At 66.3% G+C, this 21,549-nt stretch carries 21 protein-coding genes; 8 read left to right on the forward strand and 13 right to left on the reverse strand.

Going from position 1 to position 21,549, the window contains the following annotated elements; all coding sequences use genetic code 11:
• Nucleotides 1-282 precede the first annotated feature (282 nt).
• Nucleotides 283-876 (forward strand): PEPxxWA-CTERM sorting domain-containing protein, encoded by a 594-nt coding sequence (locus CHB74_RS13760; RefSeq protein WP_245842922.1) that lies wholly within the window; start codon nucleotides 283-285, stop codon nucleotides 874-876.
• Here CHB74_RS13760 and CHB74_RS13765 read toward each other — a convergent pair.
• The gene (locus CHB74_RS13765) at nucleotides 856-1,380 is read right to left on the reverse strand and encodes a CAP domain-containing protein (RefSeq protein ID WP_245842923.1); all 525 of its coding nucleotides are present in this window, start codon (nucleotides 1,378-1,380) and stop codon (nucleotides 856-858) included. The genes CHB74_RS13760 and CHB74_RS13765 overlap by 21 nt on opposite strands.
• A gap of 225 nt (nucleotides 1,381-1,605) precedes the next feature.
• Here CHB74_RS13765 and CHB74_RS13770 point away from each other — a divergent pair, with 225 nt between their 5' ends.
• Nucleotides 1,606-2,367, forward strand: a complete 762-nt coding sequence (locus tag CHB74_RS13770; protein ID WP_089220214.1) for a metallophosphoesterase family protein — start codon at nucleotides 1,606-1,608, stop codon at nucleotides 2,365-2,367.
• 51 nt (nucleotides 2,368-2,418) lie between these two features.
• On the opposite strand, the gene galE is transcribed toward CHB74_RS13770, so the two are convergent.
• Nucleotides 2,419-3,426, reverse strand: a complete 1,008-nt coding sequence (gene galE, locus CHB74_RS13775; RefSeq protein ID WP_089220215.1) for a UDP-glucose 4-epimerase GalE — start codon at nucleotides 3,424-3,426, stop codon at nucleotides 2,419-2,421.
• A gap of 192 nt (nucleotides 3,427-3,618) precedes the next feature.
• Between galE and CHB74_RS13780 the strand changes: the two genes are divergently transcribed.
• Complete coding sequence (locus CHB74_RS13780; protein WP_342746600.1) at nucleotides 3,619-4,392, forward strand: metallophosphoesterase family protein; 774 nt, start codon at nucleotides 3,619-3,621, stop codon at nucleotides 4,390-4,392.
• Nucleotides 4,393-4,417: 25 nt separating this feature from the next.
• On the opposite strand, the gene CHB74_RS13785 is transcribed toward CHB74_RS13780, so the two are convergent.
• The 7 genes from CHB74_RS13785 to glmM form a co-directional block, all read right to left on the reverse strand.
• On the reverse strand, nucleotides 4,418-4,807 hold the full coding sequence (locus tag CHB74_RS13785; protein WP_089220217.1) for a nuclear transport factor 2 family protein: 390 nt from the start codon (nucleotides 4,805-4,807) through the stop codon (nucleotides 4,418-4,420).
• 33 nt (nucleotides 4,808-4,840) lie between these two features.
• Nucleotides 4,841-5,953, reverse strand: coding sequence for a dihydropteroate synthase (gene folP / locus CHB74_RS13790; protein ID WP_089220218.1), 1,113 nt, complete (start codon nucleotides 5,951-5,953; stop codon nucleotides 4,841-4,843).
• Between the two features lie 232 nt (nucleotides 5,954-6,185).
• Complete coding sequence (locus tag CHB74_RS13795) at nucleotides 6,186-7,025, reverse strand: metallophosphoesterase (RefSeq protein WP_144033797.1); 840 nt, start codon at nucleotides 7,023-7,025, stop codon at nucleotides 6,186-6,188.
• Nucleotides 7,026-7,131: 106 nt separating this feature from the next.
• Entirely contained in the window at nucleotides 7,132-8,280 is a 1,149-nt protein-coding gene (locus CHB74_RS13800; RefSeq protein WP_089220220.1) for a site-specific DNA-methyltransferase, read from the reverse strand.
• A gap of 184 nt (nucleotides 8,281-8,464) precedes the next feature.
• Nucleotides 8,465-9,070 carry a ribonuclease HII gene (locus CHB74_RS13805; RefSeq protein WP_089220221.1) on the reverse strand — a complete coding sequence of 202 codons (606 nt, stop codon included), beginning with the start codon at nucleotides 9,068-9,070 and terminating at the stop codon, nucleotides 8,465-8,467.
• Nucleotides 9,071-9,086: 16 nt separating this feature from the next.
• On the reverse strand, nucleotides 9,087-9,920 hold the full coding sequence (thiD, locus tag CHB74_RS13810; protein WP_089220222.1) for a bifunctional hydroxymethylpyrimidine kinase/phosphomethylpyrimidine kinase: 834 nt from the start codon (nucleotides 9,918-9,920) through the stop codon (nucleotides 9,087-9,089).
• A complete protein-coding gene (gene glmM, locus CHB74_RS13815; protein WP_089220223.1) occupies nucleotides 9,917-11,254 on the reverse strand; it encodes a phosphoglucosamine mutase in 1,338 nt (445 codons plus the stop codon). Before glmM ends, thiD begins: the two co-directional genes overlap by 4 nt.
• A gap of 85 nt (nucleotides 11,255-11,339) precedes the next feature.
• Between glmM and CHB74_RS13820 the strand changes: the two genes are divergently transcribed.
• A complete protein-coding gene (locus CHB74_RS13820; RefSeq protein ID WP_245842924.1) occupies nucleotides 11,340-12,737 on the forward strand; it encodes an alanine/glycine:cation symporter family protein in 1,398 nt (465 codons plus the stop codon).
• A 30-nt stretch (nucleotides 12,738-12,767) separates the two neighbouring features.
• Here CHB74_RS13820 and CHB74_RS13825 read toward each other — a convergent pair whose 3' ends face one another.
• Nucleotides 12,768-13,238: a GreA/GreB family elongation factor gene (locus CHB74_RS13825; RefSeq protein ID WP_089220225.1), complete on the reverse strand. Its 471-nt coding sequence runs from the start codon at nucleotides 13,236-13,238 to the stop codon at nucleotides 12,768-12,770.
• 13 nt (nucleotides 13,239-13,251) lie between these two features.
• Nucleotides 13,252-14,853, reverse strand: coding sequence for a sulfatase family protein (locus CHB74_RS13830; protein WP_281253546.1), 1,602 nt, complete (start codon nucleotides 14,851-14,853; stop codon nucleotides 13,252-13,254).
• 185 nt (nucleotides 14,854-15,038) lie between these two features.
• Between CHB74_RS13830 and CHB74_RS13835 the strand changes: the two genes are divergently transcribed.
• Both CHB74_RS13835 and CHB74_RS13840 read left to right on the forward strand, forming a co-directional pair.
• The gene (locus tag CHB74_RS13835; protein ID WP_089220226.1) at nucleotides 15,039-16,241 is read left to right on the forward strand and encodes an MFS transporter; all 1,203 of its coding nucleotides are present in this window, start codon (nucleotides 15,039-15,041) and stop codon (nucleotides 16,239-16,241) included.
• Between the two features lie 58 nt (nucleotides 16,242-16,299).
• On the forward strand, nucleotides 16,300-17,721 hold the full coding sequence (locus tag CHB74_RS13840) for an amino acid permease (RefSeq protein ID WP_089220227.1): 1,422 nt from the start codon (nucleotides 16,300-16,302) through the stop codon (nucleotides 17,719-17,721).
• Nucleotides 17,722-17,772: 51 nt separating this feature from the next.
• Here the strand turns inward: CHB74_RS13840 and CHB74_RS22460 are convergent, their stop codons facing one another.
• Entirely contained in the window at nucleotides 17,773-18,414 is a 642-nt protein-coding gene (locus tag CHB74_RS22460; protein WP_245842925.1) for a PEPxxWA-CTERM sorting domain-containing protein, read from the reverse strand.
• A 154-nt stretch (nucleotides 18,415-18,568) separates the two neighbouring features.
• Complete coding sequence (locus CHB74_RS13855; protein ID WP_089220229.1) at nucleotides 18,569-19,984, reverse strand: sigma-54-dependent transcriptional regulator; 1,416 nt, start codon at nucleotides 19,982-19,984, stop codon at nucleotides 18,569-18,571.
• 177 nt (nucleotides 19,985-20,161) lie between these two features.
• On the opposite strand from CHB74_RS13855, the gene CHB74_RS13860 reads away from it, so the two are divergent.
• Both CHB74_RS13860 and CHB74_RS13865 read left to right on the forward strand, forming a co-directional pair.
• The gene (locus CHB74_RS13860) at nucleotides 20,162-20,299 is read left to right on the forward strand and encodes an aa3-type cytochrome c oxidase subunit IV (RefSeq protein ID WP_089220230.1); all 138 of its coding nucleotides are present in this window, start codon (nucleotides 20,162-20,164) and stop codon (nucleotides 20,297-20,299) included.
• Nucleotides 20,300-20,311: 12 nt separating this feature from the next.
• Nucleotides 20,312-21,439, forward strand: a complete 1,128-nt coding sequence (locus CHB74_RS13865) for an NAD(P) transhydrogenase subunit alpha (protein WP_089220282.1) — start codon at nucleotides 20,312-20,314, stop codon at nucleotides 21,437-21,439.
• The last annotated feature ends 110 nt before the right edge of the window (nucleotides 21,440-21,549 follow it).

The following is a 21,549-nucleotide window of genomic DNA, read 5'->3' on the forward strand; positions in this document are numbered from 1 at the left end:
ATCCGACACGCCGATCCGCTCGCCCAACGCTGCCTCCCAAAAGCAGCCTTGAATCAATCCAGAGTCACGCCGTCAAGCTTTGTCCACGACGCCTAAAACCGGGACAGTTTTTGGAATGGAATGTCGGTCGTCGCGTCGAAATGTTGCGAAACCGCGATCCGTTAGGAGAATTCAGGGTTAACGACATGGTGACACTTGGGTTTTAGCATCAAGTCCTATACGGAAGCCTAAGCGTACGGGCGTATTGCGTACGCCGAGAGGGGTGGCAAAGTGCTTAAATCCATGGTGGCTTCGAAGGCCGCAAAGCTCATGGCAGCTTGCGTCTGTCCAGTCGTAGGGTCGGCAGCGCTGACCGTTTCCGTGCCGCAGGTGCGGGAGGCCGTGCATAAGGCAACGGCGCCGCGGCAATATGCCAAGCCGAAGACGCGCGTGCGCAAGCCGGCGGCCGAGGTGGCGGCTGCGGCGATCGCGCCGTGCCCGACGGCTGTGCCCGTCGTCCTGGCGGCGATGGAATTGCCGACCGATGCCACGCTGGCACCGCTGGACTTCGCCTCGCTCGATCCCAAGACGCTGCTTAACCCGCCGCGTGCGACGCCGTTCGTTCCGCGGCCCACGGGTGTTGGCGGTGGCGGCGGTGGGGGCGGCAATCCGCCGGGTGGCGGCGAAGTGCCGCCGTCGCCTGAGCCGCCCGTGCCAGTGCTGCCGGACGCCGCGACCTGGGCGCAGATGATCCTGGGCTTCGGCTTCATCGGTGGCGCGATGCGCTACAGCCGTCGCCGGCATTGGGAGCGGGGCGGCGGCCTTGAGGCGGCGACGCCTGACGTGTCGGTCAGCTTCGGCCCGATCCGGCCGGAATCAGAACGGCCGTTCGCCTAACACATTGCCGCCTTCGCTGTAGCGGCAGACAAGGAAGTCATCCTGTCTGCCGCGCACGACCGCGCAGCCGACATCGGTGGAGCTGCGCCACATCACCTGCGTGTAATGGGCAACGTCATCCAGCCGGTTGGTGCGGCTGTTGGCGGGAAAAACGCCGGCGCGGTAATTTTTCTTCTCGGCGATCCACAGGCCGACCATATCTTCTATAGAGTAGTAACCGCGCGTTCCGGCCCACAGATTTTCGCCCTGCGGGTCGGGATCATTGGGGTTGTCGGGATAGTGGACCAGATAGCCAACGCGCGTGAGGTGCCGGCCCCATGCCGCGGCATCGCGGGCAAGGCCCTCGTTCCAGGCGAGCGGGGGGATGCCGAGCATCGCGCGTTCGCGATTATGCGATGCCAGCAGGCGCTGGTCGCTATTGGCCGTCTGGTCGATCGCGCCCTGCAGCAACGGGCTTGCCGCCGCCAGCGCGACGAGCGCCAGCGTACGCGTTAACCTGCCCATCCTGCCCGATAATCCCGCCATCGGCTCCATCCTGCCTTTCACGCGGGACGGACGATGCCGGGCGACTGGTTGGCTAGCGGTTGGCGGATTTGGTGAACAAATCGTTCAACATCTTTGTGGTGTTTCGTGATTAACCATCTTCGTGCTACGCCGGCTGCGGATGCGGCGATGTTCGGGCTGCTCCGGGTGCGTTGACGTTTCGATCACGGAGATTGGCACCTGGATATGCGGTCGCTCGCAAACAGCCTGATGCCCTGGCCCCGCCGCAGGCGGACCCCCACCATTCCCGATGGCCAGCGCGTCTGCGCGATCGGCGATATCCATGGATGCCTCGACATATTGGGGCATCTGTTCGAACGGATCGACGCGGATCTGGAGGCGCGCGATGCCGGCGCCACGCAGATCGTGATCCTTGGCGATTTCATCGATCGCGGACCGGACAGCGCGGCCGTGGTCGATCTGCTGCGCGCCTTCGATAGCGATCCCCACGTCACCGTTCTGATGGGCAATCACGAGGCGATGGCGGTGGATGCCCTGCGCGGGCGGGCAGGCGCGATGGCGCAATGGCTGGCCATGGGCGGCGATGCGGCACTGGCGAGTTGGGGCGTGCCCCATCGGCTGCTGGACCAGGGCGACGTCGGCGCGATCGCCGAGGCTGCTGCCGCGCAGGTGCCGGGCGACGTGATCGACTGGCTGGAAGCGCTGCCGCATTATGTGGCGATCGGTGACTATCTGTTCGTCCATGCCGGCGTCCGCCCCGGCGTTGCGCTGGAGGATCAGGAGCCGGGCGACCTGCTGTGGATCAGGGACGAGTTTCTCGACAGCCGCGCCGATCATGGCCGGATGGTGATCCACGGCCACAGCGCGGAGGAGGATGTGAGCGAGCGCCGCAACCGGATCGGCATCGATACCGGTGCCTATTGGACGGGGCGGCTCACCGCGCTTTGCCTGCAAGGCACGGAGCGCTGGCTGGTATCGACCGGCTGACCGGCTGACCATCCGGGCCGGCGCCGGGTCGAACCGGCCCGCCGCCGGGCCTTAACGCTGCATATCGGCGAGATGCTGTTGCCAGCGCAGCGCATCGGCGACGATCCTGTCGAGATCGTCATATTGCGGCCGCCAGGGGAGCGTGGCGAGGATCGCGCCATTGTCCGCCACCAGCGCATCGGGATCGCCGGCACGGCGCGGCAGCATCTTGCGCGGGATCGGGCGGCCGACCGCGCGATCGACGGCATCGAGCACCTCGAGCACCGAATAGCCACGGCCATAGCCGCAGTTGAGCGTCAGGTTGGTGGTCGGATGATCGACCAGATATTGCAGGCAGGCGACATGCGCTGCGGCCAGATCGCTGACATGGATATAGTCGCGCACGCCGGTGCCGTCGGGCGTGGCATAATCGCTGCCGAACACCGCGACATGATCGCGCTGGCCGCTAACCGCTTCGGCGGCGACCTTGATGAGATGGGTGGCCCCCGCGGTCGACTGACCCGAACGGCCCTGCGGGTCCGCCCCTGCGACGTTGAAGTAGCGTAATGCGCCATAGTTGATGGGGTGGGCGGCGGCGACATCGCGCAGCATCCATTCGGTCATCAGCTTCGACGAACCATAAGGGTTGATCGGCACCTGCGCCGCATCCTCGCGGATCGGGGTCGCGCGCGGGATGCCATAGGTGGCCGCCGTGGACGAAAAGATGAAATGGCGCACGCCACCCGCCACCGCGCTTTCGATCAATGCGCGCGAGGCGGCGGTGTTGTTGCGATAATATTTGAGCGGATCCACGACCGATTCGGGCACCACCACCGATCCCGCAAAATGGAGGATCGCACCGACGCCATGATCGGCGATCACGCGGCGGACCAGCGCGTCATCCTCCACCGCGCCTTCGACGAAGGTGGCGCGGGCATCCACCGCCCAGCGAAATCCCGTGACCAGATTGTCGAGCACCACCACCGACCAGCCGGAATCGAGCAGCGCCAGCACGGCATGGCTGCCGATATAACCGGCTCCGCCCGTCACCATCACTGTCGGCCGATTTGTGTTTGTCATTCGGTGTGCCTTTCGCTGTGCGCGTTGGTCTATGCCTAATTTGGCGGGAAAGCGTTAGGTTGTTACGGTGCGTTGGATTATTTCAGTGGCGATGCATGCGGCGGATCGTGGCGCGGGAGCGCCGAGTAGGCAGTGGCGATGAACCTCTTTCCCTTTCGACGGCGCAAGGCGCGCCGACAACCGGAACGGCGCGTGGCGAGTGGCCCGGCCGGCAGCCGCTGTTATGCGATCGGCGATGTGCATGGTTGTATCGACCAGCTGGCCGATTTGCTGGGCCAGATCGGCACCGATCATCTGAAGCGCGGCAGTGACGCGAAGGCCTATGTGGTGCTGCTGGGCGACCTCATCGATCGCGGCCCCGATTCGCGGGGCGTGGTCGAACTGCTGCGCAACCAGCCGCTCGCCGGTCTGCAATTCGTCTTCCTGGCCGGCAATCACGAAGAATTCCTGCTCCGCATCCTCGACGGCGAAAGCTGGCTGCTACCCAACTGGCTGCAATATGGCGGGCTGGCCTGCGCGCACAGCTATGGCGTCGATGTCGCCGCGATGCTCGATTCCACCGACGACGAGGCGATGACGGCGATGTTGCGCGGGCATATTCCCGACGAGCATGTCAGCTTCCTGCGTGGCTTTGGCGATGGCTTTCGCTTCGGCGATTATCTGTTCGTCCATGCCGGCATCCGGCCCGGCGTGCCGATCGACGAACAGGCGGTCGACGATCTGCGCTGGATTCGCGAGGATTTTCTGGATTTCGAGGAGGATCACGGCGTCGTCGTGGTCCACGGGCACACGATCTGCGATGAGCCGGACGAGCAGTTCAACCGCATCGGCATCGACACCGGCGCCTATCGCACCGGCCGGCTGACCGCGATCGGCATCGAGGGCGAGGAGCGCTGGTTCCTGAGCGCGCATCGCGGGGAAGCGGAACGCTCCTTCCGCTGGGGCGAATGGCGGCAGCGCCGCTGATCCGCGCGGCGGGCGCCGATCGCGCTCAGCCGAAGGTGACGTAGATTTCCGCCTCGATCACCCAGTCTGCGCCGATGCGCCGCCATTTCGCGCTATACTCGCCGGACGCGACCGGCGCTCCGCCATGTGCGGGCACGCCCTGCCAGCGCCCCTGTTCGAGCGCGATCGGCTCGACTTCGGAAACGCGGATGGTGTCTGGCGTGCGCGAGTAGACGGTGCGGTCGGAGGCCGCGAACTCACGCTTCCAGGCGATCAGCTGCGCCTTGCGGCCGGAGATGACGGCGCTGTCGGTGCCGGTGACGAGGAAGACACCCGGCGCGAGGATCGGGCCGATGGCATCGAGATCGGTATCGGCGAGCGCGCGGTTGAACGCGGCGCGGCGCAGGCGGATGGCGAGATCGGCGGGCTCAGCCATGATGGGACATCCGGGTGATGCCAATGCGCGCGTTCATTGCGGGCTCAACGCCTCGTCGCGCATGCCGCGCCACACCTTCAGCGCCTGCACGGTTTCGGCGACATCGTGGACGCGGATCAGCTGGCAGCCGGCATTGGCGCCGGCGAGCGCGAGGGCGAGCGAACCGGGCAGGCGGCGATCGGCCGGGGCCTCGTCCGCCAGCGCGCCGATCAGCCGCTTGCGGCTGGCGCCGAGCAGCACGGGACAGCCAAGGCCGTGAAACAAGGCGAGGCCGTTCAGGATCGCAAGATTGTGCCGCACGCTCTTGCCGAAGCCGATGCCCGGATCGACGATGATCCGCGCGCGCGGGATGCCGGCGGCCTCGGCTGCGGCGATGCGCGCCTCCAGCCAGTCATAGACCTCGATCAGCGCATCGCCGTAGCGCGGATCATCCTGCATGGTCTGCGGATCGCCCTGATGGTGCATCAGCACGACCGGGCAGCCGGCGGCGGCGACCACGGCGCGCGCGCGTTCGTCCCACAGCAGCGCGGACACGTCGTTGACGATATGCGCGCCGGCGGCGAGCGTTGCTTCCATCACGGCGGCCTTGCGCGTGTCGATCGACACGGCGGTGCCGGCGCGCGCGAGCCGTTCGATCACCGGCACGGTGCGCGCGATCTCGTCGCCTTCCCACACCGTCGTCGCGCCGGGGCGGGTGGATTCACCGCCCACATCGATGATCGCGGCACCGGCGGCCGCCATCGCGACGCCGGCATCGGCCGCGCTGGCCGGATCGTCGACATAAGCGCCACCGTCCGAAAAGCTGTCCGGCGTCATGTTGAGGATCGCCATCACCTGCGGCTGGTCGAGCCGGATGGTGCGATCGCCGCACTGAAGATGCGGGCGGGGGGCGGTGAGGCGGGCGATCGTGCCGCGCGCCGCCTCCGCCTGGGCGGGGCTGAGCGTGGCGAGGAGAGCGTCCAGCCGCTCGACGGGGACCAGTTGGTCCGCGACACGGCGCCCGCCTTCGATCGCGATCACGTCGACAGCGGAAAACCACAGCATCCCGCCCGCCAGCCGCAACGCCTGCCCGTCGCGATCGAAGGGCGCCGCAATGAAGGCGGTGGGGCGGAAATAGAGGCGGGCGGCGAGGGAGATTTGGGTCATGCTACCGCTTTAGACTGCTGGTGGGGGGCGGCGAAAGATCGCCGCGCGTCCTGCAAAGTTGAGGAAGTTGAGATGTGCCATGGCGTTGGGCCCCGCCGCATCGAGGTTCCAGCAAATGGCCGTGGCGGCGTTGAATTTTGTATTTTGGCACGGGTTTCCGCTTACCACCGGCCGCTGACTGTAGGACAGCCTTGACCCGGCGGCGCAGGCAGGAGGGCGTGGTAGCATTGCCTCAATTTTCGATCCGATCGCGCGGTCGTATCGTGATCATCCACATATCCGGAACGGCACCAAGGCGCAGCGGCAAAAGGCTCGTGCCGAGGCCGGCGCCGACGATGAGTTGTTTTGACGCTTCACGGATGTGTCCGCAGGCATAGCGATCGCCATAGGCCGACATATAGCTGAGGGCACCAACCAGCGGCAGCCGGATTTGGCCGCAATGCGTGTGCCCGGCGACCATCAGCCCGATCGATGGCGGCACATCAGGGAACGGATCCGGGCTATGGCTTATCAGTATCGGTGTACCCTTCATGGCTGCCATGCTGCGTAGCGTAGCCGGAAGATCGTCGTTGCCGGTGAAGGCGTCGTCTATTCCGCCGATCACCAACGGCCCTGCTTGAGCGGCGTTGTTATCGAGCACATGGACGCCTGCGCGCGCCAGTTCATAGCGCGCCTCGTCGGCATCGCGCCAATGATCATGGTTGCCGAGGACAGCAAACGCGCCGAGCCGGGTCTTCAAACGACCGAGTGGGGCAATCGCGTCTCGCAGAGAAAAAGTGCGTGTCGCTATTCTTTTGTCGCTCACCAGATCGCCGGCAATCAATACGGCATCGGGGTGCAGCGCATTGATCTGCCCGACGATGCGGGAAAGCCGGGTGGGCGTCATATCCGGCCCTGCCACATGGATGTCGGAGATCAGCAGCAGCCGGAGCGGCGGCAGCCCACTATCCGGCGGCAGCAGTGGCACGTCCGCCTGCCTGACGATCGGATCGGTGATGGCTGTCCAATAGCACCATCCGATCACGGCCACGCCCAAGGCAATCGCAGATGAAGCGATGTGCCAGAACCGCACGGATCAGGCCTGCATTACGCCATGCCGGCGGTCCAGCCCGGCGGTCATTGGCACGGGAGGCGGCCCGAAGACCGCCAGCCATTGAGCATTTTCCAAGATCTGGACTTCACTCCCCCGTCTTGGCGAGGTGGCGTTGGCGGAGCGCGTCGATCTCGATCAGCTTGCCGGCTTCCTCATAATGCCAGAAGTTCCAGCCGTTGCACGAGGGCGCGCCCTGCACCGTGGCGCCGAGCTTGTGGATCGAGCCCGCGCCCATGCCATCGAGCAAGGCGAGGGTGCCGTCCGCCTTCACCTCGGCCTTCCAGCGGCGCTTGGCATCGGTGACGTGCGTGCCGGGCTCGATCATGCCGAGTTCGACGAGCAGGCCGAAGGCGACGCGGGGCTGGGCCTTCTTTTCGGGCATCAGCACCATCGCGCTTTCATCCAGCGGCAGCGTGGAATCGATGCGCGCGCGGGCGACCTTCACATATTTGTCCTCGCGCTCGATGCCGATCCAGCGGCGCTTGAGGCGGCGGGCGACGGCGCCGGTGGTGCCGGTGCCGAAGAAGGGATCGAGCACGATATCGCCCGGTTCGGTGCTGGCCAGCATCACGCGGTAGAGCAGCGCTTCGGGCTTCTGCGTCGGATGTGCCTTGTGGCCGTCATCGTCCTTCAGCCGTTCGCCGCCCGAGCAGATCGGCAACGACCAGTCCGACCGCATCTGCAGATCGTCGTTCAGCGCCTTCATCGTGCGATAGTTGAAGGTGTAGCGCGCCTTTTCGCTCTTGGAGCACCAGATCATCGTTTCATGCGCGTTGGTGAAGCGCGTGCCCTTGAAATTGGGCATCGGGTTCGCCTTGCGCCAGACGATATCGTTGAGGATCCAGAAGCCTTCGTCCTGCAGTGCCGCGCCGACGCGGAAGATATTGTGATAGCTGCCGATCACCCAGATCGTGCCATCGTCCTTGAGCACGCGCCGCGCCTCGCGCAGCCATGCCTTGGTGAAGGCATCATAGGTGCTCAGGCTGTCGAACTTGTCCCAATCATCGTCGACCGCATCGACCTGGCTGCCATCCGGCCGGTGGAGATCGCCGCCGAGCTGGAGGTTGTAGGGCGGATCGGCGAAGATCATGTCGATCGAACGATCGGGCAGATTCTTCATCTGCTCGATACAATCGCCCTGCATGATGGTTTCGAACGGCAGCACCGTGAGTTTCGGACGCTTGGCCGTGGCCGCGACCGTCCCCTTGCGCTGAACGCGTTGCACAACCGCCATCGATAAGTCCCCTGTTCGTTGATCCGCAGGGATGAGTCAGCCGGAGTCGGTGGTCAAGATCAGCCACTTGGGGTCATACCCCTGTGGATAACCTTACCATGGCGGAACGAAAGGAGTCTGCACACCTTATGTTGAGTCTCGTGTTAACCAGAGACTCAATCGCTTGTGGTGTGCCCGCGAAGACTCACAGTGGTAAAAAATATTGTGCGACCGGCGCAAAGCTGCGCCGATGGAGCGGAGTAGGGCCGAGCCGGCCCAAAGCATCGAGGTGCTGGCGCGATCCGTAGCCCTTGTTCGAGGCCCAGCCATAGCCCGGATGATCGCGATCATAATCGAGCATCATCGCGTCGCGCGTCTGCTTGGCGATGATCGAGGCGGCCGCGATCGAGAGGCTGCGCGCATCGCCGCCGACGATCGCCTGCGACGGGTGCGCCCAGCGCGGGCAGCGATTGCCGTCGACGAGGATCATGCCCGGCGCCTGCCCGAGCGCGGCGACGGCGCGTTCCATGGCGAGCATCGACGCCCAGAGGATGTTGATCGTGTCGATTTCCTCCACCGTGGCGATGCCGACGCCGACCAGGGCGACTTCGCGGATTTCGGCGCAGAGCCGGGTGCGGGCCTTTTCGCCGAGTTTCTTGGAATCGTCGATGCCGGCGGGGATGCGGGCGCGATCGAGGATCACGGCGGCCGCGACGACCGGCCCGGCGAGCGGACCGCGCCCGGCTTCGTCCACCCCGGCGACGGGGCCGGGATGAGCAAGTTCGAGATCGAAATTGGGGCCGTTGCTCAACGGGCCGGTCCCGGCATCAGGCGAGCCCGCTCATCACATCGAACGGCACGCCGCCCAGTGCGTGACCCATCGGGCCGTGGCCGGCGCCAAGGCCGGGCGCGGCGGCGAGCGCGGCGCGCAGATAATCGCGCGCGCGATCGACCGAAAGCTGCAGCGCCAGCCCCGTGGCAAGGCCGGTGGCGATGCCGCTGGCGAGCGTGCAGCCGGTGCCGTGGCTGTTGCGCGTTTCGATCCGGTCGTTCCAATATTCGACGACCGCGCCTTCGTGGACGAGGAGATCGCCCACCATCTCGCGCCCGTTACGCAGCACCGGCGGCAAGTGGCCGCCCTTGGCGAGCACCGCGCAGCCATGGGTTTCGAACAAGCGCGTCGCCGCGATCGCGGCTTCGGCCATGCTGGTGACGGGCAGGCCGGTGAGCGCCGCGAGTTCCGGCGCATTGGGGGTCGCGACCGTCGCGATCTTCATCAGCCGGGCGAAGGCGGCGATGGTCGCTTCGTCGGCAAGCACCGCGCCACTGGATGCGATCATCACCGGATCGAACACGATCGGCACATCGCCCATCGCTTCCAGCCGGTCGGCGACGGCGCTGGCAGTTTCGGCCGATCCGATCATCCCGATCTTCACCGCGTCCACGCCGATATCGGCGGCGACCGCGTCGATCTGCGCGATCACCATGTCGGTGGGGACGGGGTGGACGGCGGTCACGCCCAGCGTGTTCTGGGCAGTGATCGCCGCGATCGCGGTCATCGGGTGGCCGCCCAGCATGGTGACGGTGCGGATATCCGCCTGGATGCCTGCGCCGCCGCCTGAATCGGAACCGGCGATGATGAGGACGCGCGCGATCGTCATGCCGCCGCCTTCACCGCCTCGCAGATGCTGTCGACGACTTCGGCGACCAGCACCTCATCCTCGCCTTCGGCCATCACGCGGATCAGCGGCTCGGTGCCCGACTTGCGGATGACGAGGCGGCCGGCGGCGGCGAGGCGGGTTTCCGCATAGGCGATCGCCTTCTTCACGCTGTCCTTTTCCAGCGGGGCGCCGCCCTTGAAGCGGACATTCTTGAGCAATTGCGGCAGCGGATCGAACTGGCGGAGCAGTTCGTGCGCGGGCTTGCCCGATTCCACCAGCTCGGCCAGCACCTGCAGCGCGGCGACAAGGCCGTCGCCGGTGGTGGCGTGATCGGACAGGATGATGTGGCCTGATTGTTCGCCGCCGACATTGTAGCCGTGGGCGCGCATCGCTTCGAGCACATAGCGATCGCCCACCGCCGTGCGATGGAGCGACAGGCCCTGGCCCTGCAGATGGCGTTCCAGGCCGAGATTGGACATCACCGTGGCGACGATGCCCGGCCCGCGCAGCAGGCCCTTGCGGCCCCAGGACGTGCCGACCAGCGCCATCAGCTGATCGCCGTCGATCACATTGCCCTTGTCGTCGACCACGATCAGGCGATCGGCATCGCCATCGAGCGCGATGCCGATATCGGCGCGCGTTTCGATGACTTTGGTGACGAGCGCCGCCGGATCAGTGGACCCGCATTTGGCGTTGATGTTGATCCCGTCGGGGCTGACGCCGAGCGCGATCACCTCCGCGCCCAGTTCCCACAGGGCATCGGGCGCGACCTGATAGGCGGCGCCGTTCGCGCAATCGACGACGACGCGCAGGCCATCGAGCTTGAGCCGATCGGGGAAGGTGGATTTGGCGGCGTGGATATAACGGCCGCGTGCGTCCTCGATCCGCCGCGCGCGGCCGATATGGTCGGACACGGCAAGCTGCGGCTCGGCATCGAGCAGCGCCTCGATCGCCAGTTCGTCGGCATCGGAAAGCTTGTAGCCATCCGGCCCGAACAGCTTGATGCCGTTATCGGCGAACGGATTGTGGCTGGCCGAAATCATCACGCCGAGATCGGCGCGCATCGAACGGGTGAGCAGCGCCACCGCCGGCGTGGGCATTGGCCCGACCAGCACGACATCCATGCCCACGCTGGTGAAACCCGCCACCAGCGCCGATTCCATCATATAGCCGGAAAGCCGGGTGTCCTTGCCGATCACTACGCGGTGGCGATGATCGCCCCGCACGAAATGGGCGCCGGCGGCCTGCCCCACCTTCATCGCGATTTCCGCGGTCATCGGCGCTTCGTTGGTGCGCCCGCGAATCCCGTCCGTGCCGAAATATTTCCTTGCCATGCCCTGCTTCGATCCTGCCTGTGCCACGGATGATGTTCGTCTATTGAGGCGACAGGATAAAGCCAACACCCGGCCGGAGCGAGCCTTGATCGAAACCCTGTCCCACTGGATTGACGCGCTGGCAGCCTTCGTTTTCTGGAAAATCCCGTTTTTCGGCACCCAGATCGAGGCGATCGTGCTGTGGCTGGCAGTGCCGATGCTGTTCTTCACATTGTGGCTGGGCGTGCCGCAGATCACCGGATTTCGCTTTGGCTTGCGTGCGTTGCGTGGCCATTATGCCGACCCCGCCCATCCCGGTGAAATGAGCCAGTTCGCGGCGCTGGCGACGGCGCTTTCGGGCACGCTGGGGCTGGGCAATATCGCGGGCGTGGCCATCGCCATCGCCGCAGGCGGGCCGGGGGCGGCCTTCTGGCTGTTCATCATCGGGCTGTTCGCGATGGCGCTGAAATGCGCGGAAGTGACGCTGGGCCTGAAATATCGTGAATTCGACGACGCGGGGCGCGTGCGCGGCGGGCCGATGTATGTGATGAAGAATGGCCTCAAGGCGCGCGGCTGGCCCAGGATCGGGGCGGCGATCGGCACGCTATATGCCGTCTTCGCGCTGGGCGGAGCGATCCCGCTGGTGCAGGTGAACCAGAGCTATGCGCAGGTGAGCGCGGTGGTCGGCGCCGATTTCGCACTGGAATATGGCATCGGGCTGGCGCTGGCCGTGTCGCTGGTCGTGGTTGGCGGCGCCCGCTGGCTCGGCCGCGTCACCGTGCTGCTCGTCCCGGCGATGAGCCTGCTCTATCTGCTGGCGGCGCTGGCCATCATCATCCACCATCGGGCGGAACTTCCCGCCGCGCTGCTGACCATCATTTCCGACGCCTTCACTGGCAAGGCGGCGGCCGGCGGCGCGATCGGCGCGTTCGTGATCGGCATGCGCCGCGCGGTCTATTCGTGCGAGGCGGGGGTTGGATCGGCGGTGATCGCGCACGCCGCCGCGCGCACGCGCGAGCCCGCGTCGGAAGGGCTGGTGGCGTTGCTGGAACCGTTCATCGACACGGTGGTCGTCTGTTCGCTGACCGCGCTGATGATCGTGGTTTCGGGCGTGTGGGACGACGGCTTCAAGGATATTTCGATGGCGTCGGCCGCCTTTGCCGGCGTGATCAGCTGGTTCCCCAACGTGCTGGCCGTTGCCGTCGTGCTGTTCGCTTATTCGACGTTGATCGCCTGGGGCTATTATGGCGGGCAGGCCTGGGCCTATCTGTTCGGCCCGTCGCGCACGGCGACGATCGGCTATCGCCTGCTTTATTGCCTGCTGCTGCCGATTGGCGCGCTGCTGGATATCAGCCGAGTCATCAACCTGATCGACAGCGCCTTCTTCCTGATGGCGCTGCCCAATGTGCTGATGCTCTATGTGTTCGCGCCCGAGGTGCGGCGCGAGATTCGCGGCTATATCGCGCGCAAGAGCGGGGCGGCGGCGGAGCCGGCAACGGCCTGATCGCCGCCCGCCCTGTTCGGGGCCTGGCGCTCAGGCTTCCGGGATCGGCTTCACCGACAGGATCTTGAGCGCCGCCGCCTTGCCGGCGAAGTCGACGCGATCGCCTTCGCCCGCGCCGATCAACGCGCGGGCGAGCGGTGCGGAAAAGGCGATGCGGCCCTCGGTCGGTTCGGCCTCGTCATCGCCGACGATGTCGACCGTGCGATCCTCGCCATTCTGGCGGAAACGGACGCGGGTGCCGAAACCGGCTTCGCCATCGTCGTGCGCCGGCGTCACCTGCGCGGTCGCGCGGCGGACATGCCAGTAGCGCAGCTCGCGCTTGATCGCTTCGATGGCGGCCTCGTCGCCACCGGCCGCCAGCGCCGCCTCGCGCTCGGCCACCTTCGCCTCGATCAGTGCCAGCCCGCGCGGGGTGACGAGATTGGGGCCGACCGGGATGGGGAGTTCGGGGCGGGGTTCCTTATGTTCCTCATCCGAATCCCGCCGAAACGCGACGCTCATTGCTTCCTGTCCTTTAGATGATTTCGGTGCCCTCCAGCTCGAACACGCTGACCGGGCCGGGGGCGACGCCCACCTCCTGCACATAGCGTTCCCAGGCGGCAACTAGTTCCGCCAAAATTGTCGGCTTGTCGGCGGAACGATCGCGTATTTCGCCGGGATCGGAAGCGAGATCATAGAGTTGCCAGCCACCGCTGCCCGCCGGCACGGGCAACCACAAGGCCTTCCAATCGCCCTTGCGGATCGCGCGGCGGCCGAACAACTCCCAGCCGGTTTCGGTGTCCGCCGGATGGACGCTCTCCGCCATGCCGCCAAGCCACGGCGCCATCGATCGGCCGCGCATGGCGGCGACGCCGCCCGCCGGGCCGGGATGGGAGACGCCGGCAAGATCGAGCAAGGTCGGCGCGACGTCCATCGCGGTGGTGAAGGCGCGGCCGATGGCGCCGCGCTGCGTGACGCCCGCGCCGCTGGCGAAGCCGACGACGCGGATACCGCCTTCGGCCGTGAAGCTTTTTTGCAGGCGCGACGGCGCCGTGGCGGCCTGCGCCCAGCGCGCGCCATACCAGACGCAGCTCGATGCCGTGCCGATATTGGCCAGACTGTTGTCATAATGCTGGCGGATGCGATCGGCGATGATCGGCCCGAAGATCGGCATCGCTTCCACCACCGCGCCTTCGGCCCCGTTGTCGGACAGGAACAGGATCAGCGTGTCATCGAGCCGGCCGCTGGCGCGCAGCGCGGCGATGACGCGGCCGACCGCCTGATCCATGCGATCGACCATTGCGGCATAGACTTCCATGCAGCGGGCGGAGACGGCGCGCTCCTCCGCGCTCATCGCCGTCCATTCCGGTTCCCGCGTGACGACGGGGTGGGGGACGACATCGGCCGGGCAGAGGCCCAGCGCCGTCATCCGTGCGAGCCGCCGTTCGCGCAGCACCGACGGACCATCATCGTAACGGCCGCGATATTTGGCGATTTCGGCCTCGGGCGCCTGCAGCGGCCAGTGCGGGGCGGTGAAGGGCAGATAGGCGAAGAACGGCCGCTCGCCATCTTCGGCCAGATAATCCACCAGCCGGTCGGCGAAATAGTCCGACGAGTAGAAATCGGCCGGCAATTCGGTGACGACGCGGCCATCCTCCTCATAGACGGATTCGACGGTGGCGAAGCGATTGACCTCGCCCAGCCCATAATGACTGCCGCCGGCGGGCATGAAGGCGAAGCTGCGTTCGAAACCGCGCGCATGCGGCCTGCTTTCCGCCGTGTCGCCCAGATGCCATTTGCCCGAAAGCAGCGTGCGATAGCCCGCATCGCGGAGCAGTTCGGCGACGGTGACGACGCGATCGTTGAGATGGCCTTCATAACCGGGCGCTCCGGCGAAGCCGGGTGCTGCGACTTCGAGCATGGATCCGATGCCGGCGACATGCGGGTCGGCGCCCGTCATCAGCATCGCGCGGGTGGGCGAACAAGCGGGCGCCGAATGGAAATCGGTGAAGCGCATGCCGGCCAGCGCCAGCGCGTCGAGATGGGGCGTGTCGATCTCTCCACCGAAGGCGCCGAGATCCGAAAAGCCGAGGTCATCGGCCACGATCAGCAGGAAATTGGGTTTCTTTTCAGCCACGAACCGGTCTCCGCCATGCGCTGTCATGGCGGCGATCATGCGGGCGGACATTGGCCGCCGCAAAGGCCGCGCGGGTGATTGAGGGCCGCAATTCGTTGCTATGTCCGCAATGCGCCAGCGTCGCGCATAGGCCGCACGGGTGGCCGCTGGCAGGGTGGCGGGCAGCGGAACGGACGGAGACGGGAATGCGGCTCGACCAGGGGATGGCGACGCGCGGGCGGATGCTGGTGCTGCAGGTGCTTTCCGCCAGCGGCGCGGGCCTCAATTCGCTGATCCCGATGGCGGTGAGCCCGGCCTTGCCGGCGATGGCGCTCCATTTCGGCGGCGGGGCAGGGGGCGAACTGGCGGCGAAGCTGGTCATGTCCAGCCCGGCGCTGTCCACCGCGATCGTCTCGCTGTTCGTCGGCGTCATCGCGCAGCGCGTGGGTTTCCGCCGCTGCCTGCTCGCCGCGCTGGCCGTCTATGTGGTGGCGGGCCTTGCCGGTCTGGTCGTGACGGGCATGCCGGCGCTGATCGCCAGCCGGATCGCCATTGGCGCGGCGGGCGCTTTCATCGGCACCGTCACCGTGGCGCTGACCGGGCTGTTCGAACCCCATCAGCGTGATCGGCTGATCGGCTTTGCCAGCGCGCTTGGCGGCGGTGGATCGATCCTTGCGCTCAGCATCGGCGGGGCGATGGTGGATGCGGCCGGGTGGCGTGCGCCCTTCACGCTCTATCTGGTCGGCGTGCCGGCCTTCGTGGCGACCTATTATGCGATGCGGCTCGCGCCCGAACCGCGCGGCGCCAGCGGCCCGGCTGTCGCGGCCGCGGCCGAACGGCTGCCCTGGCGCCGGCTTGCGCCCGTCTATCTGCTGATGGTGGTGATGTCGCTCGGCTTCTTCACGCCCGGCATCCACGGTCCCTTCCTGCTCACCGAACGGGGCATTGCCAGCGCAGCGACGCAGGGCATGCTGATTTCGGTCTTTGCCGGCACGTCGGCGATCACCGCCGGCTCCTTCGGCTTCATCCGGCCGCGGCTGGGCGAACGCTGGATCAAGGTGGCGATGCTCGTCAGCCTGGGCGGTGGGCTGGCCGGTATGGCGGTGGCGACGACGATCCCGCTGATGGCGGCCTGCCTGTTCGTCGCCGGCATGGGGGCAGGGCTGGCGACGCCGCAGGTCACGGCGATGGTGCTGGAACGCGTGCCGCCCGCGCGCCATGCCCATGCGATCGGCGGCATGTTCTCCGCTATCTTCCTCGGCCAGTTCGCCAACCCCATCCTGCTCGATCCGCTGCAACTCGCTTTCGGGCTGGAAGGCATGTTCGCGATCTTTGGCAGTGCCTTGGCAATCGCCGGTTTCGCGATGGCTTTCGTTGCTTCCCGTGCGGAGGTGCGCGTCGCCGCTTGACCTTTCCCCCCGGCCCGTCGCAGGGTTTGTGTAACAAGATTACAACGGGGAGTAACGAATGGGTCTGTTCGATCGACGCAAGCCACTGGACGCGTCCGCCAGTCATGCGGACGGCCAACGGCTGACGCCAACCTTGTCCTGGCCGCACCTGGTGGCGATGGGGGTCGGCGCGATTGTCGGCACGGGCATTCTCACCCTGATCGGCGTCGGCGCCGATCGCGCGGGACCGGCGGTGCTGATCTCGTTCGCCATTGCCGGCGCGATCTGCGCCTGCGCGGCTTTGGCCTATGCCGAAATGGCGACGATGCTGCCGGCCGCCGGCAGCGCTTATTCCTACAGCTATACCGTGCTTGGCGAACTGATCGCCTGGGTGGTCGGGTGGAGCCTGATCCTCGAATATTCTCTGGTCGTGTCCACCGTCGCGGTCGGCTGGTCGGGCTATGCCGCGCCATTGCTGCATGCATCGACCGGCTTTCCGATGGCGCTGATGCAGGGGCCGGAACTGGGCGGGATCGTCAACCTGCCGGCCGTGTTCATCATCGCGGTGGTCGCCGGGCTGCTGATCGTCGGCACGCGGGAAAGCGCGACGCTGAACGCCATTCTGGTGCTGGTGAAGATCGCGACGCTCGCCTTGTTCGTGGCGGTGGCGCTGCCTTATTTTAATGCGACCAACCTTGAACCGTTCATGCCCTTCGGCTTCGCCAAGTCGATGAGCGGGGATGGCGTGGAACGCGGCGTGATGGCGGCGGCGGCGATCATCTTCTTCGCCTTTTACGGGTTCGACGCGATTTCGACGGCGGCGGAAGAAGCCAAGAAGCCCGAGCGCGACCTGCCGATCGGCATCATCGGATCGATGATCGCCTGCACCCTGATCTACATGCTTGTCGCGGCGGCGGCGGTGGGCGCGCTGCCCTTCACCCGCTTTGCCGACAGCCCCGAGCCGCTGGCGCTGATCCTGCGCGAAATCGGCCAGGGCAAGATCGCGACGATCGTTGCCGCCGCAGCCGTGATCGCGCTGCCGACGGTGTTGCTGGCCTTCCTGTTCGGCCAGAGCCGCATCTTTCTGGTGATGGCGCGCGATGGCTTCCTGCCGCCCCGCCTTGCCCAGCTTTCGCGGCGTGGCTCGCCGGTCAGGATCACGCTGATCACCGCCGCCTTCGTGTCGCTGATCGCCGGCTTCGTGCCGCTGGACGAGATTGCCGCGCTCGCCAATTCGGGCACGCTGGTCGCGTTCATCGCGGTATCGACCTGCATGCTGGTGATGCGCCGGCGCGCGCCCGACATGCATCGCCCGTTCCACACCCCGGCGGCGACGCTGGTCGGCGTGGCGGCGATCCTCGGCTGCCTCTATCTGTTCCTCAGTCTGCCGACCAAGACGCAGATCTGGTTCTTCGTCTGGAACGCGTTCGGGCTGGTGGTCTATTTCCTCTATGGCCGCGCGCGCAGCCTGGTCGGCAAGGCCGAGGCCGCCGCGAAGTAAGCCATGGTAACGGACGGGTAGGGGAAGGCCCCGCCCGTCCGCCCATGATCGTCAGGCGAAGGCGCGGTTGGGGCGACGGCGGCGGAGCGCGCCGCCCACCATGCCGAATCCGCCGATCATCATCGCCCAGGTCGCCGGTTCCGGCACGGCGGCGACATCGTTCAGCACGATATTGTCGAACTGGCCCGCGCTGCTCTGGTTGCGGAAGGTGAACTTGGTGATGTCCTTGTCGGCAAGGCTCGCGAAGCTGGCGGTGTGCGTCGCGATCGGCGACGAACCGTTGTGCAGGAAGGTGAAATATTCCTTCTGCTGGGTGCCGTCGGTCAGCGAGAAGGTGAACTCGTAGGTCGACGAATGGGTATAAGGCGGCGTCGTATCGACCAGCGTCTTGCCGAAATCCATCGATCCGAAACGGAACGCCGCGCCATCGCTGCGCTCGACCGAGATCGAGGTAGCGCCGCCCGAACGGACGACTGAGGTGCCATCGGCATCGATGCTGTTCGCGGCATCCACTGCCTTGAAGCAGATGTTGCTGCAGATGGCGACGGACAGGCGATAGCCATCCTCCTCATAGGCGCCGGTGGAATAGCTGCCCGTGAAATTGTCGAAATCGATGATCGTCGCGTGGGCGGCCGGCGCGGTGCCGATCGCGGCGGCGGCCAGCGCGGCGGCCATCAACGGAGACTTGAACATGTGGAACCTCCCGAGTGAATCTGACGCCTGTGGCGGCGTGGGGAGGTCGTTGGAGGTTCAACAAGACTCGGAAATGTCGAAGATATTTCTAATCGAAGGCAAAGTGGCCACTGTCCGGTAATGGCACAGTCGCGGGTGTCGGCCGTGCGGCCGATCAGGCGGCGTGATCGATGCCGAGTTCGCCGAGCTTGCGATAGAGCGTCGACCGCCCGATGCCGAGGCGACGGGCGACTTCCGTCATCCGGCCGCGATAATGGCCGATGGCGAGGCGGATCACATCGGCCTCGATATCTTCCAGCGTGCGCATATGGCCATCGGCTTCGAACAGGGTGACGCCGCCGGCATTGGGCACATTCTGGGCCGAACGGCCCTGCGCGGGGGCGGTCGCCTCATAGGCGATCTGCGGGAAATCGCCGAAGGTGAGCGCGTCGCCCTCGCACAGCACCGCCGCGCGGAACAGCGCGTTCTGCAACTGGCGGACATTGCCCGGCCAACTGAACGTCATCAGCAGCTTCAGCGCATCATCGGTGATGCCAAGCCCGCGCAGGCCCGGCTGCTGCGCGATGCGCGACAGCAGATGGCGGGTGAGCGCGGGTATGTCGCCGGGCCGATCGCGCAGCGGCGGGATCGTCACCTGGACGACGTTGAGGCGGTAATAGAGGTCTTCGCGGAAGCGCCCGGCGGCGACTTCGTCGGCCAGCGTGCGGTTGGTGGCGGCGATCACGCGAACGTCGACATGGCGCACCGCGCGGCTGCCGATCGGCTGAATTTCGCCGGTCTGGAGGACGCGGAGCAGCTTGACCTGCGCGTCGAACGGCAGTTCGCCCACCTCGTCCAGAAACAGCGTGCCGCCATCGGCATCTTGAAACTTGCCGATATGGCGATCGAAGGCGCCGGTGAACGCGCCCTTTTCGTGGCCGAACAGTTCCGATTCGACGAGGTTGGGCGAGATCGCGCCGCAATTGACCGTGATCAGCGATCGGCGCGCGCGCGGCGATGCGGCGTGGATGGCCTGCGACACCACTTCCTTGCCGACGCCGCTTTCACCTTCGATCAGCACCGGCACGCGGGCGCGCGCGGCCTTGGCGGCGATGGCGAGGGCGGCGCGGAATTCCGGGGCGGAGCCGACGATCTCGTCAAAGGCGAGCAGCGTGCCGATCTTTTCCGCCATCGGCCGCAATTCGCCGGCCTTGCCATTGGCGGCTGCGTCGAGCGCGGCGAGCAGCCGATCGGGCGCGATCGGCTTGACCAGGAAATCGGATGCGCCGCCGCGCATCGCTTCCACCGCGGCGGCAACCGAGGTGCGCGCGGTGAGGATGACAAGCGGCAGATTGGGGTGGGCGACGCGCAGTGCCGACAGCGTGTTGCCGGTCGCGCTTTCGGGTGCCCAGCAATCGAGCAGGACGACGTCGATCGGGGTGGAGCCGTTTTCGATCATGGCGAGCGCGGCATCGCCATCGCGCGCGGTGAACGTTTTCCAGCCCGCGCGGGCGGCCATCGCGGCGATCAACCGGCTCTGTGCCGGTTCATCGTCGATTAGCAACAGCGCTCGTGCCGCTTCTCGCCCCATGAGAATCCCCTGCCCGATGGATATAACTAACCCGGATCGCGCTATTAATCGAGTCCGGTAAAGCTACGCTTAAGGAGACACGCGCGTTGCTTGTGCCGCCAAAGCCGTTCGTGGGTTGAGGCTGGGGGGATGTGGCGTTATGGCGCAACCCATTCGTGGACCCTTGGGGGAAACAAAATGGCGGAAACGAACGGCGCCAAGAACGATATGAAGGCGCATGAAGGCACCTACGGTGGTTTCCTTTCACTTTTGAAGATTGGCACGATCATTTCGGTGATCGCCGCTGCCGTCGTCATCTATCTGATCGCCAACTGACCAGTGGCGGGCGTGAAGATCGCGGTCCTCAAGGAGACCGCAGCGGGTGAGCCCCGTGTTGCCGCGACGCCGGAAACGGTGAAGAAGTTCGCAAGCCTGGGCGCCACGCTGGCCGTGGAAGCCGGGGCGGGGATTGGCGCGAATATCGCCGATGCCGATTATGCCGTCGCCGGCGCGACGGTGGGCGATCGCGCGAGCGTGCTGAAGGATGCCGATATCCTGCTGGGCGTGCAGGGGCCGGATCCGGCCTCGCTGGCGGGCGTGAAGCCCGGTGCCTGGCTGGCCGCGGGCCTTAACCCCTTTGGCGAGCGCGCGCGCATCGACGACTATGCCAAGCTCAACATTGATGCGCTGGCGATGGAATTCATGCCGCGCATCACGCGTGCGCAGTCGATGGACATCCTGTCGTCGCAGTCGAACCTCGCCGGTTACAAGGCCGTGGTGGATGCGGCGTCGGTCTATGGCCGCGCCTTCCCGATGATGATGACGGCGGCGGGCACGGTTTCGGCCGCGCGGGCCTTCATCATGGGCGTCGGCGTCGCAGGCCTCCAGGCGATCGCCACCGCGCGCCGCCTGGGCGCGCAGGTGTCGGCCACTGACGTGCGTTCGGCGACCAAGGAACAGATCATGTCGCTCGGCGCCAAGCCGATCTTCGTGGAAAGCGTTGCCGGCATCGAAGGCGAAGGTTCGGGCGGCTATGCCACAGAAATGTCCGACGAATATAAGAAGGCGCAGGCCGAGCTGGTGTCCAGCCACCTCGCCAAGCAGGACATCGTGATCACCACCGCCTTGATCCCGGGCCGGCCCGCGCCGCGCCTGATTACGGACGCCCAGCTCGCGACGATGCGGCCGGGCAGCGTGATCGTCGATCTTGCCGTCGAACAGGGCGGCAATGTCGAAGGCGCCGTCGCCGGCGAGATCGTTGAAAAGCATGGCGTGAAGATCGTCGGCTTCCGCAACGTGCCGGGCCGGATGGCCGCCGACGCGTCGGCGCTGTTCGCGCGCAACCTCTACAACTTCCTGTCCGCATTCTGGGACAAGGAGAAGGGTGGCCCGGTGCTGCCCGATGAGGACGAGATCACGCAGGGCGTCCGGCTGACGCAGGGCGGCAAGGTCGTCAACCAGCGTTTGCTGGGCTGAGGAAATCGCGTCACCCCGGTGCAAGCCGGGGTCTCGAAGGGGGCGTACCCGGCCCTCGCGAGATGCCAGCCCGGGCTGGCATGACGGCAAAGGGGCAAAGGGGATAGCCC

The organism is Edaphosphingomonas laterariae (genome assembly GCF_900188165.1).
Taxonomy (GTDB): domain Bacteria; phylum Pseudomonadota; class Alphaproteobacteria; order Sphingomonadales; family Sphingomonadaceae; genus Sphingomonas_E; species Sphingomonas_E laterariae.